Source organism: Belliella calami, from assembly GCF_022549695.1.
GTDB classification, from domain to species: domain Bacteria; phylum Bacteroidota; class Bacteroidia; order Cytophagales; family Cyclobacteriaceae; genus Belliella; species Belliella calami.
This window is the reverse complement of record NZ_JAKZGS010000029.1, coordinates 22,529-36,054: the sequence shown is the minus strand read 5'-3', so window position 1 is coordinate 36,054 and position 13,526 is coordinate 22,529. Positions and strand designations below refer to the sequence as shown.

Below are 13,526 nucleotides of genomic sequence, written 5' to 3'. Positions count from 1 at the left end.
ACTTTAACTATCTGTAATATAGCTATTTATAATATAATAAACCAGCATGTAACAGAAAGAAAATCAAGGATTTTAACCATTCTTTTTCAAGTAATTTTAGCTTAAATACTTTTCGGAGTGGACTCAAGGTTGCAATGTTGGAAAGTTGGCTTGCGCGTGAAAAGATAGGATTGTTCAAAGATTAGAAAATTGAAAAATTGGAAGATTAGGGGGACGGGAAGGTTGGAAGAATATATTGGAAAAACTTACATACCTAATTGACTTAATAATCTAATTGACTAATCACTTAATCAACAAATAACTATTTACCACTTAATTCCTCGGTGGATTGATCATGATGTGGGCACGGTGAGTTCCGGGATCCATGATCCAGGGCATGGCTGGTCCTGACGGGCGAAGTGGTAATCCTGTACTTTCGGAAGTAGCCCAAGGAATGTAAACCACATATCGGAGATAGGAATCTTTTACTTCTCCTGTTTTCGGATTGTAATCAGCCTCATCGGCTGTCAATACAAATAGGGTCGCTCCATCTTTTGGCATCTTCAATTTGCTGGATTTGGCTTCTTCCTCTCTGATATCGAAAATTTCCTTTGCATTTTTCCCTTCTTTTTTAAGCTGTCTTCCTCGCTCCATAAAAACATCCAGGTCCTTATGATAACATGAAGCATTAAATCCAGAACTTGTCGGATCATCCGCCAAACAAATCAGATCATTGCTCCCTTTCCTCAAGATTACAAATTCACCTTTTTCATCATATCCATACACCATCGCGCCTTCTTTCATTTCTTCTGGAGCAGCAAGCAAGGCTGTTTTGATTTGGATTTCTTTGCTGGGGATTTCCTGTGCATTCGCAAGTGATATGAAAAGTAAAAAAAAGACAAAAGTGGGTATATAATTCATGATAGGTGTGCGTTAGGGTTTTCTTAAAGTTAGTGAAAAATCAGTGAAAAGGGAAATAGGGATATTCGTGGTTTCTCGCAAAGGTGAATAAAGGGGCAAAGTTCGCTATTGGATCTTATATCTCGCGTATTGTACCTTTGTCGCGTCATGAAATTAATTGACACTTTTTTTGATGTTTCTTTATTTTCTTCAGCTATTCAATTGCCGAGTCTGGGCATATTCTCATTTCTTTGTCAAGACACTAATGTCGCACATCTTATTTCTTTTGTCTCTTGTCTCACATCTCATATCTATAAACAAAAAAACCTGCCAGATTTAAATCCAGCAGGCTTTAGCATTAAAACCTTCGAGGTTTTGGAAACCTCAAAGGTTTGTGTTCAAATCTAAAATCTTCCCGATGGCTATCGGGACTAAGATTCCCGTTTCTTCCCTCCTCCTTCCACAATTCCTCCTTCATCCTTACTCAATTCCTCCTTCATCCTTCATCCTTCCTTACCTCTCTCCTCTTGTATTCGTGCCATCTACAGGAGTTCTTTCTTCTCTGTTGGCCAAATCCCAAGATGTGTGGAAGATGAGTTTTGCTCTTTTTGTCATCAGTGGAAACTCGATTTTATCAACTGTATCTGTATGTTGATGGTAATCATCATGGACACCATTGAAGAAGAAAATCACTGGAATGTTGTGCTTGGCAAAGTTGTAATGATCTGATCTGTAATAGAATCTGTTTGGATCATCCTCAGCATCATATCTGTAATCGAGTTTCAAACCTGTATAGGTAATGTTATTGTATTCATTGATCACTTTCAAATGGGATGAAAGCATCTCTGAACCGATCACATACACATAATCTTGGTCTTCAGCATCTTGATACTCATAATCAATTCTACCAACCATATCAATATTGATGTTGTTCACTGTATTTTCCAAAGGGAAAATTGGATTGTTTGAGTAGTATTCAGAACCTAAAAGCCCTTTTTCTTCACCTGTTACATTTAGGAAAAGGATACTTCTTCTTGGCTTGATGCCATCTTTTGCTGCAGCAGCAAAAGCTTCAGCGATTTGCATGACAGAAACAGTTCCAGAACCATCATCATCAGCTCCATTGTTGATTCTTCCTTGGCTATCGATACCTGTATGGTCATAATGTGAAGAAATCACCAAAACTTCATCCTTCTTGTCAGTACCTTCCAAATAGCCCATTACATTTTCTGTAGGCACCAATTTGGTGGACTTCTTGATTAGATAAGAAGCTTTTTGAGCCTTGATTGATTCAGGATTGTTTTTGGCTGCTTCTTTCAAAATCTCCACAGGAGTATCAAAAAGTGAAGACATTTTATCAGAACTCACCAAGAAAATTGGCTCTTGCTTTGATGGCTGCTCGAAGCCAAGCCTTCCGCGTCCACTTAAGGACTTGTATCTATTTGCCAATCTGTCAAAGTTAGCCTGACCTTCCATAGTCACGATCACAATACCCGCAGCACCAGCATCCATGACATCTCTCACTACTGTTTGTGCACGCTCACCAATAGCCCAAAGGCCTACGATTTTCCCTTTTACATCAATCTTTGAAAGGTTCTCTTCAGATGCAAGACCAAGAAAAACCAAGTCAGCTTTTGCGGCTTTTTTCATATCACCATCTCCGATGAAAACAAAGTCTTCATTGTTGACAAGTTTTTGCTTTCCTACCGTCAAATTGACATCTGAAAAAGATACAGATGCCAAGTTGAATTTTTGGAGGTAATCTCCGTTAACAGGACCCACTAGCCCTTGATTTTTATAAAAATTAGAAAGATACTCAGCAGCCATTTTCTGACCTTTTTCACCAGTATCTCTTCCTTCTAGCTCGTCAGACGCCAAATAAGTCAATTTCTCTTCCAATCCCTGTGCAGTAATCAATTCCGCATATTTCAGGGCAGTGGCGTCTTGTGCATTTGCCTGCCAGACAAGGCACATTGATAACATTCCTGCTATCCAGTAATTTCTCTTCATAAGTAATATCTAATGGTTTTTCTATTCTAAGTGATAAACTTAGCAAATTATTCTTAATTGAATAAAACCGTTTATCAATTTGAACTGTTACGAAGGTATAAATCTTATGCTTATCAAATTGATATCCTGCAATAATTTATACCTTTGCAGTACCAAAAATCAATGAGGATATAACCCCAAAAAATTCCCTTTACATTATTGATTATGAAGATTAATCTTTCCCCAACTACAAAGTTTGAAAATAGGCATAATGGCCCTTCGCAGGAGGATGTGAACATGATGCTTGAAAAAATTGGTGCTGCTTCGATTGAAGAATTGATAGACCAGACCATTCCAAAATCAATTCAATTGACTAAGCCTTTAGATTTGCCTGGTGCAAAATCTGAAGCAGCTTTCCTCAAGGAATTCAAGGCTTTGGCATCCAAAAACAAAATCTTCAAATCATTTATTGGTTTGGGATATTATGACACTATAGTACCCGGTGTGATTTTGAGGAATGTTCTTGAAAATCCAGGATGGTACACAGCCTATACCCCCTATCAGGCAGAAATCGCTCAAGGGAGACTAGAAGCTTTGATCAATTTCCAAACTATGGTCATGGACTTGACAGGAATGGAAATGGCAAACGCTTCCCTTTTGGATGAAGCAACTGCTGCAGCTGAAGCGATGACTATGCTTTATGCTTCCAAACCAAGGGAAAAGAAAAATGCACATAAGTTTTTCGTAGATGAGAAAGTTTTCCCACAGACTAGAGATTTGCTAATTACTCGATCTATTCCAGTTGGGATAGAATTGGTAATAGCTCCTTTGGCTGAATTGGATTTGACTGATGCGGCAATTTTTGGTGTTTTGATCCAATATCCAAATATGGATGGTGAAGCAATCGATCACGCTGCTCTGGTAGAAACTGCCAAGGAAAACAATATCCTGACAGCCTTTGCCACAGATTTATTGAGCTTAACACTGCTGACACCTCCGGGAGAAATGGGCGCTGATGTAGTAGTAGGCACTAGCCAAAGACTTGGTGTTCCTATGGGTTTTGGCGGGCCTCATGCGGCATTTTTCGCTACCAAAGAAACATACAAAAGACAAGTTCCAGGAAGAATCATCGGCGTCTCTCAAGACAGAGATGGAAACAAGGCCTATAGAATGGCTTTGCAAACCCGTGAGCAACACATCAAAAGAGAAAAAGCAACTTCCAATATCTGTACAGCGCAAGTATTGCTTGCTGTGATGGCTGGAATGTATTCTGTCTATCACGGGCCAAAAGGCTTGAAAGAAATCGCCGCTAGAACACACGGATTGGCAAGCTTAACAGCCAAAGCATTGAAAACAATGGGCTTTGAGCAAGAAAACAGCAACTTTTTTGACACAATAAAAATCAAGGTCGATGCCGTACAGAAATCCAAAATTCAGGCTTTTGCGCTATCTTCTGAAATGAACTTCAGATATGAAGATGGAGCAATATTCCTTTCTTTTGACGAACCAAAAACACTGGAAGATGTGAAAGCGGTGGTAGAGGTTTTTGCAAAATCAACCAACCACAAAGCTGAAATCAATTGGGATGAATTGATCAATGGACTCGAATTGAATCTTCCTGAAGGTTTGGCCAGAACTTCTGATTATTTGACTCATCCAGTTTTCAATCAGTTCCACTCAGAGCACGAAATGCTCAGATATATCAAGCGTTTGGAAAACAAGGATCTTTCATTGGTACATTCAATGATTTCATTGGGTTCATGTACAATGAAACTGAATGCGACCACAGAGATGATTCCTGTAACATGGCCAGAATTCGGTCAATTGCACCCATTCTGTCCTCAAGATCAGGCAGCTGGATATTATGAATTGTTCCAGAACTTGAGAAATTGGTTGACAGAGATCACAGGATTTGCTGACACTTCGCTACAACCTAACTCTGGAGCCCAAGGGGAATATGCTGGCCTGATGGTAATCAGAGCTTATCATATGAGCAGAGGTGATCACCACAGAAATATCGCTATCATCCCAACTTCAGCCCATGGAACCAACCCTGCTTCTGCAGTGATGGCAGGTATGAAAGTGGTCTTGGTGAAATGTGATGAAAAAGGAAACATTGACATTGATGACCTAAAGGAAAAAGCAGAAGCCCATAGCAATGAATTGGCAGCTTTGATGGTGACTTACCCTTCCACGCATGGGGTTTTTGAAGAGGCTATTCAGGAGATCTGCCAAATCATCCATGACCACGGCGGACAAGTATATATGGATGGCGCGAACATGAATGCACAAGTAGGATTGACTAGCCCGGGAAGTATCGGTGCTGATGTTTGTCACTTGAACCTCCACAAGACTTTCTGTATCCCTCACGGTGGCGGTGGGCCAGGTATGGGGCCGATTTCTGTAGCAGAGCAACTAGTACCTTTCCTTCCTGGAAATCCAATAGTACAGACTGGTGGAACCCAAGCAATCAATGCTATTTCGGCTGCTCCATTTGGAAGTGCGAGTATCTTGCCTATCTCTTATGCGTATATCGCAATGATGGGTGGTGATGGACTGACGAATGCTACCAAGATGGCTATTTTGAACGCCAATTATATCAAAACAAAGCTTGAAGAACATTATCCAATCCTTTACACTGGAATCGGAGGAAGAGCAGCACACGAAATGATCTTGGACTGCAGAGCCTTCAAAGATGTGGGAATTGAAGTTGAGGATATCGCTAAGCGATTGATGGATTATGGTTTCCACGCCCCAACAGTATCATTCCCGGTAGCCGGAACACTGATGATCGAGCCAACTGAATCAGAAACAGTATCAGAATTGGACAGGTTCTGTGATGCCATGATCGCTATCAGAGCAGAGATTCAAGAAGTATATGATGGAGTTGCGGAGAAGGAAAATAACGTTCTGAAAAATGCTCCACATACAGCAAGCTTAGCACTGGCTGATAACTGGGATCTTCCATATACAAGAGAAAAAGCAGTCTATCCCCTACCCTATGTCAAAGGAAACAAATTCTGGCCAACTGTCAGAAGGATTGACTCGGCTTATGGAGATAGAAATCTAATCTGTAGTTGTATTCCAGTAGAGGAATATGCATCGGAAGTCGAAGGATAAAAACAAAAAAATCCCCTATCGTAAATGATAGGGGATTTTTTGTTTTTAGTGGGTTTGGGAGAATGTTATCAGGTAACTCAACCTTTGAGGTCTCTTTTAGACCTCGAAGGTTTTATGTCCAATTAATTGGCATAAGTAAGTTATTGGTAGATGGGTGGCGACAATGTGATTTTTGAGTCTTTTTGTTCGACCCCTTTGGGGTCGGGAGAAGGGATTCTGGTCACTTTGTCCATGGGTTTCACCCATGGTTATTGAGAAGTTTGACCCTTTTAGGGTCGGTTTTTTGAATGTATTTGGAGAAATAATGGGCTTTATTGCTATGGGGTGATTTTTAATAAGAAATCCTTCAAGGTTTTATGAACTTGGTATTTTAGAAGTAGTATTTCCTGAAAAACCTGAAAGGTTGGAATCCATATATTGAGAAGTTTGACCCTTTTAGGATCAGTTTTTAGAATGTACCTGGGGGAATGATGGATATTATTGCTAAAGGGTGATATTTAATAAGAAACACTTCCGGGTTTTTTGGGCTCGATTTTATAGAAATAGTAATACCTGAAAAATCTGAAAGGTTGGAATCTTTTTTTTCGAGAGATTTGGACCTTTTAGGATCGCAAAAAAAATGATCAATTTAGCATTGGTTTTTATGGGTCCCAAAAAAATCTAAAGCGCATTTTTGTGATTGATTGAAGTGTATATCTACTTTTACCCCATTAGCCATTAATAATATTGCTTGAAGTTGATTTCAATCAGCTGAGGTCGGATTACTGTTGACGATTATTCTCTAATTATAAGCGATATGTTTACCTACGAGTGTCATTGCGGAAAATCATATTGATTAGTTATTTCAATCAAGAAAACCTTCCAGGTTCCACACGATTGCTTGTCATAAAAAACAGAAAGTATTAAAACCTGAAAGGTTAGTACCAATCTCTTTCTGGTTTATAACACCTTGTATATGGTTCAAAAAAAAACCTCTGATTGCTCAGAGGTTTTAAGATTTTAAAAATTGTCGGTTAATTAACCTTCAACTGTTTCTTCTACGGTTTCTTCAACAACTTCTAAAGAATCTTCAGTAGCTTCAACAGAATCTTCGATAACTTCTTCAGTCTCTTCGATTACTACTTCTACTTCGTTCTCTTCAGAAACTTCTTTGTTTCCACAAGATGCAGTGAATAACATTCCTGCTACAGCGAATAATGCAAATACCTTTTTCATTTTTGTTTGTTTCTTAAATTAAGCACACAAAGGTAACACCGTTTATGTAATTGTCAAGTGATTTGCAATAATTTATTTTATTTCTTTTTATAAGTAATTTTGATTGGAACTCCCTCAAAATCAAAGTTTTCCCTTAGTCTGTTTTCAAGATACCTAGTATAAGGATTCTTAATATACTGTGGCAAATTACAGAAGAATGCAAAAACCGGATTCTTGGTCGGCAATTGTGTTACATATTTGATTTTAATATACTTCCCTTTCCATGCTGGTGGGGGATACTTTTCAATTTCGGCAAGCATGACATCATTGATTTTTGAAGTAGTCACCTTTCTGGTTTTGTTTTCATAAACCTTCACTGCCAGCTCTATCGCTTGAAAAATCCTTTGCTTGGTCAGTACTGATGTAAAGATCATTGGAATCCAACGATTCTCCCCAAGTTTTTCAAGCATATCCTTTTTGATGGTATCCATGGTCTTATGGTCTTTATCTACCAAATCCCACTTATTCACCATGATCATGATTCCTTTGTTATTTTTGATCCCCAGCGAGATCAGATTCATGTCTTGGGCCTCAAATCCTCTTTCTGCATCTATCATCACGATGATCACATCAGATTCTTCCAAAGTTCTCAAAGATCGCATTACAGAATAGAACTCTATATCTTCTTTTACTTTGGCTTTTTTACGGATTCCTGCTGTATCAGTGATGATAAAATCCTGACCATAAAGCTTATACCTTGTATTGATTGCATCCCTTGTGGTACCTGCTTCATCTGTAACGATAGATCTTTCGGTTCCAAGAAGGGCGTTAAGGAAAGATGATTTACCGACATTTGGTCTTCCAAGAATAGAAATCTTAGGAATCCCCTCGTCTGGATCTTGGATTCCACTATCTGGAAAATGACTGATCACTTCGTCCAACAAATCACCTGTTCCACTACCTGAGACAGCTGCTATTGGATAAATATCATTTTCGCCTAATCCCAAAGCATAAAACTCTGAAGCATTCAATTCTTTCTCTTGCGTATCAGCCTTGTTGGCTACGATGTAGATTGGCTTTTTGGAAGATCTAAGCACATGTGCAAATTCCTTGTCCAAGTCAGTCAATCCATCATGGCAGTCCACTACGAAAAGAATCACATTGGCTTCTTCAAGAGCCAAGGTAACTTGTTTTCTGATCTCAGATTCGAACACATCATCAGATCCGATCACATATCCACCAGTATCGATCACAGAAAAATACTTTCCTCCCCACTGTGCATGGCCATAATGCCTGTCACGAGTCACCCCAGACATATTGTCCTCGATGGCTTTTCTTTCTTCAACCAGGCGGTTGAAAAATGTAGATTTCCCTACATTAGGTCTCCCTACAATTGCTACTATATTTGACATTTTCTTATTTCTTATTGGTCGTAACCAAATTTCTTCAACTTATTTTTATTCTTTCGCCAATCATCTTCCACTTTGACATACGTCTCTAGGAAGATTTTCTTACCAAAGAAATTCTCCATTTCGGCTCTCGCTTGGATACCAACTCTTTTAAGGGCTTTTCCACCTTCACCGATGATGATGCCTTTTTGGCTATTTCGCTCCACATATATGATAGCTCGTACTCTAATGATATTTTCTTCTTCATAAAAATCCTCAATAGCTACTTCTGTACTATAAGGAATTTCTTTTTTATAATTGATGAAGATCTTTTCGCGTACGATTTCAGAAGCGAAAAATCGCTCCGGCTTGTCTGTCAGTTCCGCTTTATCATAAAACGGCGGATGAACTGGAAGACGGTCTAGAATCTCTTGGAGAATTCGCTCGGTGTTGAAGCTTTCGGTTGCAGAAATCGGGATGACGGTTTCTGATTTGATGCGCTGTGTCCAATAGGCTGTCACCTCTTCAAGCTGTCCTTCTTTAGAAAGATCCACTTTGTTGATGATCAGAAGCACAGGGACACCTGACTGGTTGATCTTTTCAATTACGTCTTCTATTTCTTCGTCTGTTTCGAATAGATCGGTTACGAAAAGTATCACATCTGCATCCTCCAATGACATATGGACAAAACTCATCATGTTTTTGTGAAGCTCGTATTTTGGCTTCAACATTCCCGGAGTATCCGAAAAAACAATCTGATAGTCATCATCATTGATCAAGCCCATAATCCTATGACGGGTCGTCTGAGCCTTGGAGGAGATAATCGAAAGTCTTTCACCTATAAGCACATTCATCAAGGTGGACTTGCCAACATTGGGTTTACCAATGATATTGACAAAGCCTGCTTTGTGTGTGTTTTCGGTCATGACAATAATTTTGCACAAAGGTACTTGATTTTTTTCGAGTGATAATACATTTGAAGAAATAAACCAAAGAAAGTTTGGAAAATAAAAGTTTTCGAAAACAAACTTGACAATCGACTTTTACAATAGTATGAAAAAACGGACTTCAAGATTTTTTATTAACTCTTGTGAACTTGTAGATCATGGTAAAATGCAAAAAATGGATAGATACTTAGCTGGATTATTATTTATAATACTGCTGAATTATAATCATAAAGCCATATTAATTTACAAATAAATTTAATTAAGTGTAATTTTGCATGTTAATTAGATAGAGGATTTAAATATTGCGTATACTCTTGAACAAGTACTCAAATCGCTCACCTATCAAAACATTATTGATAGGCAGCATTAAAATAAGCGGATAATCAATTAAATGAATTTCAATTCTTATATCTATTAAAGCTTTTTATTTTTCAAATATTTGTGATTGTAGTCAAAGAAATACAAATTTGATTTTAGGCGATTATTCTGAACTGAAAATTTCGCCTATTTCAAAATAAAGAATTGACATAAATCAAAAGTAAAAAATGTCTCGTAATCCCTCGAAAGTTCTATCCCTGAAGAGAAAGTTGCAAAGTCAGTGGAAATCCATCCGCTTTAATTTGAGCGCATCCAACAACCTTCTGTTTTTAGGCTTTTATAAATATTTATACCATCCAAAGGAAGGAAGCTTGAGTGGTTTTTTGAATGAATACTCCTTATCTAAGAAAAACTCAGGATTTACAGTAATCCAAATAGGTGCAAATGATGGCATCACACATGACCCAATCCACAAATTCATCAAGAGGGACAATTGGAATGGCATCTTACTAGAACCCCAACCTGCTGTTTACAATCAATTTCTAAAAAAAATATATGCGAAAAACAAAGGGATTATCACACTTTGTGCCGCAATCGGAGAAGAGGATGGGACACAACCCATTTACAAAGTTGGGTTTTCAGACATGCGTTGGGCGACAGGCTTAACATCTTTTTCAAGAGAAAAAATTGAAAGTGCTTTTGCAGATGGAATAGTCGAGACAAATTGCTCAAAATTCGATATTAAAATCCCTATAGACAAAAGCAAATGGATCAGTCATGAAGATGTAGATGTAATTTCTCCTGCTACCTTATTGAAAAAATATAAGCTTGGAAAAATTGACTTGCTGCAGATTGATGCTGAAGGATACGATTTGGAAGTAATCCGTATATTTGATATCGCAAAAACAGAGCCTGAGTGCATAATATTTGAAAATGTGGGTTTGGAAGAAAGAGCCTACAATTTCTATTTGGAAACGCTGGGGAAATTGGAGTATAATACTCGTAAATTCGGACCAAACACACTCGCTCTAAAGAAAGGAAATAAACTATTCCAAAAATATTTTGATCAATGAAAAATGAAATGGTGACTGTTGTAATTCCCTGTTACAATCAAGGAAAATATCTCTCTGAAACAGTCAATTCAGTCCTAGCCTCCTCCTATCGCCCACTCGAGATCATCATCGTCAATGATGGCTCCAAGGATGACTCCCTGGCAATAGCTGAACAACTAAAAAACATCCATCCAGAAATAAAACTGATCGACCAACCCAATGGTGGTGTGGCAAAAGCAAGAAACACAGGTGTGAAATATGCGTCTGGAGATATTATTTTGCCCCTAGACGGAGACGATAAAATAGGAGTAGACTATCTGAAAAAGGGAGTAGAGGCCTTAAAAAATAACCCGGCTGTAAAAGTCGTCTATTGCCAAGCAGTAAAATTTGATGGGAAAAACGAGAATCTTTGGAACCTAAAGGCATTTAGTAGGAATCAATTGGCAAGAGACAATATGATTTTTGTGTCTGCACTTTTCTGGAAAAAAGATTTTGAAGCAGTGGGCGGATTCTCTGAAGATATGGTCATGGGAAGAGAAGACTGGGAATTTTGGATCAAAATGCTCAAAAAAGAAGGAGAAGTTGTTCAACTGCCTTTCATAGGATTTTATTACAGATTGACCCCTGAAAGCAAAAGAAAAAAAACTGGTACCAACAAAAAAAAGCAACTACGTATTGATTATTTGAATGCAAAGCATTTTGATTTTTTTGACCGTGAGCTCAATGGACCATTAAGGTTTCAGCGAACTTGGTCAAAGCCATACAACACTCTATTGAAATGGTTTGGTCTATTGAAAAATTAGTGTGTAAAAATTAGCCTGATTCGAGAAATGAGCTTCGTTCACCTTGATTATACTAATCAAATTTGAGTAATTTCATTCTAGCTCAAGCAAACAATTTTTGGTTTTTTGGTCGAATAATAAAAATAGGGGATTCTTTATCGTTTGAGTTAGCCTTCTCAAGACTATTGATAGCCATTTCCCAACCTTTTTTATAGCTTTCCGCTAACTCTGAACCTTTTACTTTTCTGAATTTTCTCATTTTGGTAATGATTTAAGGTCTAAATGATATGATGCCATAAAATTAGTTATAATCAAATCTGATTTCATCTTAAGAATCTTTAATGGAAGTTAAGAATTGTGAAAAGGAAAAGTGGTCTTACTTGGGACATGAAAAATCTTTTGACAATATTGCAACAATCTTGCATATTAAAAATTTTTTATGTCAGACAGGAAAAGAGTTTGGAGAGCTGAAAGTTAGAGGAAAGCTAAAAAACTTGAATGTTTTACTTACTTCAACAGGTATTAGTATTAAGGGCATCTACAATATTGAAATCTAATAATGAAGCTTTTGTGAATGAAAAAAGACTACATCATGATAAACATTAGTACTTCTTTTTCCATAAATTATTTGATTGATACAAGTACTACAATCAAGATTTGTTGTTAAAATTAGATTAAAAGATGAGTCTTTAATAGATAACTTCGTAAAGATTTGAACTTTATTATCGCTGCAACTTTCAAAAATCATCAAAATTCCAACTAACCAAATCAATTGTATATTCTTCACTTTTTTCATTACTCCTTTTTAAATATAATTTGCCATTTTCATCAATGTAAACGAAATTCTTGTATTCACTTGGTAGTAAAAATTCCTTCCATTCATTAGATCCTTCATTATTCAAATCCACAATTTGAATAATATAATCTTGTTTTGGATTTGAAATCATGAAAGTATTTAAATCCTTAATATCTAAATTTTCATCATTGATAGCTTTTCTAGAAACTCTTACAAAGTATTCCTTTCCTGATTTTACCAATAGGCTTTTAGACACTAAATTAAAATCATTTTTGTTATAATGAACATCTATAAAATGATCTGATAAGAAATCACCTTGATACATTCCAAATTCCACCCCAATAACATTTTTGTTTAAATTACCTGAATAAGGAATGATTTTGTATTCCTCTGATTCTTCAGTGAAAATATAAATATTCGGATCCAATGGAAAGCTTAAAACATACTTACCATTGTGGTATATAAAATAAGGCACTTCATTTCCCCAAAAAAACACTTGCCTGTAAGAACTTTCTGTGGGATACTTAAAAAGGGTTTTGTAATCACCCGTATTTAAATTAATTTTTTATCAGGGCATCCTATTATCGCTCAGCTTTTGTCTCTGATTCTAAAAAATGAAGACTGGATTTTAAAATTATATCACAATAATTTCAATTTTACTACAATTTTAGTAGCCTATCATACAGCCCATTGAAAAGAAAAAACCCCAAATACTGAACGTATAAGGGGTTCTATGTAGCGGGAACAGGACTCGAACCTGTAACCTTCGGGTTATGAGCCCGACGAGCTACCAACTGCTCCATCCCGCGATATATCTTTATTAAATTAAATCACTTTTTTGTGGACTCGAACCTGTGTCCGCCGCGGCGGATATGAGCCCGACGAGCTACCAACTGCTCCATCCCGCGATATATTTTTATCGATTAATTATCGAATTTTTCTTTTGTTGATCAACCATTTGCTGATATCGTGGTACAAAAGTAGTAGTATTAATATTAAAATGCAAGGATAGGTTATGATAAATTTTGAAAATAATTACATATCAACTTTTATCCATTGAT

Annotated in this window: 11 protein-coding genes and 1 tRNA gene; 4 read left to right on the top strand and 8 right to left on the bottom strand. The window is 37.2% G+C overall.

The window, feature by feature from the left end:
- Positions 1 to 312: 312 nt before the first annotated feature.
- Together MM236_RS19325 and MM236_RS19320 are read right to left on the bottom strand one after the other, a co-directional pair.
- Complete coding sequence (locus MM236_RS19325) at positions 313 to 900, bottom strand: hypothetical protein (RefSeq protein ID WP_241276646.1); 588 nt, start codon at positions 898 to 900, stop codon at positions 313 to 315.
- A 492-nt stretch (positions 901 to 1,392) separates the two neighbouring features.
- A complete protein-coding gene (locus MM236_RS19320; protein ID WP_241276645.1) occupies positions 1,393 to 2,889 on the bottom strand; it encodes a M28 family peptidase in 1,497 nt (498 codons plus the stop codon).
- 204 nt (positions 2,890 to 3,093) lie between these two features.
- Here MM236_RS19320 and gcvP point away from each other — a divergent pair, with 204 nt between their 5' ends.
- Positions 3,094 to 5,988, top strand: a complete 2,895-nt coding sequence (gcvP, locus tag MM236_RS19315; RefSeq protein ID WP_241276644.1) for an aminomethyl-transferring glycine dehydrogenase — start codon at positions 3,094 to 3,096, stop codon at positions 5,986 to 5,988.
- A gap of 1,017 nt (positions 5,989 to 7,005) precedes the next feature.
- Here the strand turns inward: gcvP and MM236_RS19310 are convergent.
- From MM236_RS19310 to era, 3 genes are all read right to left on the bottom strand, one after another.
- Complete coding sequence (locus MM236_RS19310; RefSeq protein ID WP_241276643.1) at positions 7,006 to 7,203, bottom strand: hypothetical protein; 198 nt, start codon at positions 7,201 to 7,203, stop codon at positions 7,006 to 7,008.
- 77 nt (positions 7,204 to 7,280) lie between these two features.
- Positions 7,281 to 8,594 carry a ribosome biogenesis GTPase Der gene (gene der / locus MM236_RS19305; RefSeq protein WP_241276642.1) on the bottom strand — a complete coding sequence of 438 codons (1,314 nt, stop codon included), beginning with the start codon at positions 8,592 to 8,594 and terminating at the stop codon, positions 7,281 to 7,283.
- An 11-nt stretch (positions 8,595 to 8,605) separates the two neighbouring features.
- Positions 8,606 to 9,496, bottom strand: a complete 891-nt coding sequence (era, locus tag MM236_RS19300; protein WP_241276641.1) for a GTPase Era — start codon at positions 9,494 to 9,496, stop codon at positions 8,606 to 8,608.
- A gap of 566 nt (positions 9,497 to 10,062) precedes the next feature.
- On the opposite strand from era, the gene MM236_RS19295 reads away from it, so the two are divergent.
- A complete protein-coding gene (locus tag MM236_RS19295) occupies positions 10,063 to 10,908 on the top strand; it encodes an FkbM family methyltransferase (protein ID WP_241276640.1) in 846 nt (281 codons plus the stop codon).
- Positions 10,905 to 11,690 (top strand): glycosyltransferase family 2 protein, encoded by a 786-nt coding sequence (locus tag MM236_RS19290; RefSeq protein WP_241276639.1) that lies wholly within the window; start codon positions 10,905 to 10,907, stop codon positions 11,688 to 11,690. The genes MM236_RS19295 and MM236_RS19290 overlap by 4 nt, the downstream gene beginning before the upstream one ends.
- 82 nt (positions 11,691 to 11,772) lie before the next feature.
- Here MM236_RS19290 and MM236_RS19285 read toward each other — a convergent pair whose 3' ends face one another.
- Positions 11,773 to 11,928, bottom strand: a complete 156-nt coding sequence (locus MM236_RS19285; protein ID WP_241276638.1) for a hypothetical protein — start codon at positions 11,926 to 11,928, stop codon at positions 11,773 to 11,775.
- Between the two features lie 82 nt (positions 11,929 to 12,010).
- Here MM236_RS19285 and MM236_RS19280 point away from each other — a divergent pair, with 82 nt between their 5' ends.
- Complete coding sequence (locus tag MM236_RS19280) at positions 12,011 to 12,226, top strand: hypothetical protein (RefSeq protein ID WP_241276637.1); 216 nt, start codon at positions 12,011 to 12,013, stop codon at positions 12,224 to 12,226.
- A gap of 180 nt (positions 12,227 to 12,406) precedes the next feature.
- Here the strand turns inward: MM236_RS19280 and MM236_RS19275 are convergent, their stop codons facing one another.
- Together MM236_RS19275 and MM236_RS19270 are read right to left on the bottom strand one after the other, a co-directional pair.
- Positions 12,407 to 12,892, bottom strand: a complete 486-nt coding sequence (locus MM236_RS19275; protein WP_241276636.1) for a hypothetical protein — start codon at positions 12,890 to 12,892, stop codon at positions 12,407 to 12,409.
- A 309-nt stretch (positions 12,893 to 13,201) separates the two neighbouring features.
- Positions 13,202 to 13,274 (bottom strand) — tRNA-Met (locus tag MM236_RS19270).
- Between the last annotated feature and the right edge of the window lie 252 nt (positions 13,275 to 13,526).

Coding starts and splice junctions, on each gene's coding strand:
- MM236_RS19325 (WP_241276646.1), bottom strand. CDS start 900: ATGAATTATATACCCACTTTTGTCTTTTTTTTACTTTTCATATCACTT.
- MM236_RS19320 (WP_241276645.1), bottom strand. CDS start 2,889: ATGAAGAGAAATTACTGGATAGCAGGAATGTTATCAATGTGCCTTGTC.
- gcvP (WP_241276644.1), top strand. CDS start 3,094: ATGAAGATTAATCTTTCCCCAACTACAAAGTTTGAAAATAGGCATAAT.
- MM236_RS19310 (WP_241276643.1), bottom strand. CDS start 7,203: ATGAAAAAGGTATTTGCATTATTCGCTGTAGCAGGAATGTTATTCACT.
- der (WP_241276642.1), bottom strand. CDS start 8,594: ATGTCAAATATAGTAGCAATTGTAGGGAGACCTAATGTAGGGAAATCT.
- era (WP_241276641.1), bottom strand. CDS start 9,496: ATGACCGAAAACACACACAAAGCAGGCTTTGTCAATATCATTGGTAAA.
- MM236_RS19295 (WP_241276640.1), top strand. CDS start 10,063: ATGTCTCGTAATCCCTCGAAAGTTCTATCCCTGAAGAGAAAGTTGCAA.
- MM236_RS19290 (WP_241276639.1), top strand. CDS start 10,905: ATGAAAAATGAAATGGTGACTGTTGTAATTCCCTGTTACAATCAAGGA.
- MM236_RS19285 (WP_241276638.1), bottom strand. CDS start 11,928: ATGAGAAAATTCAGAAAAGTAAAAGGTTCAGAGTTAGCGGAAAGCTAT.
- MM236_RS19280 (WP_241276637.1), top strand. CDS start 12,011: ATGGAAGTTAAGAATTGTGAAAAGGAAAAGTGGTCTTACTTGGGACAT.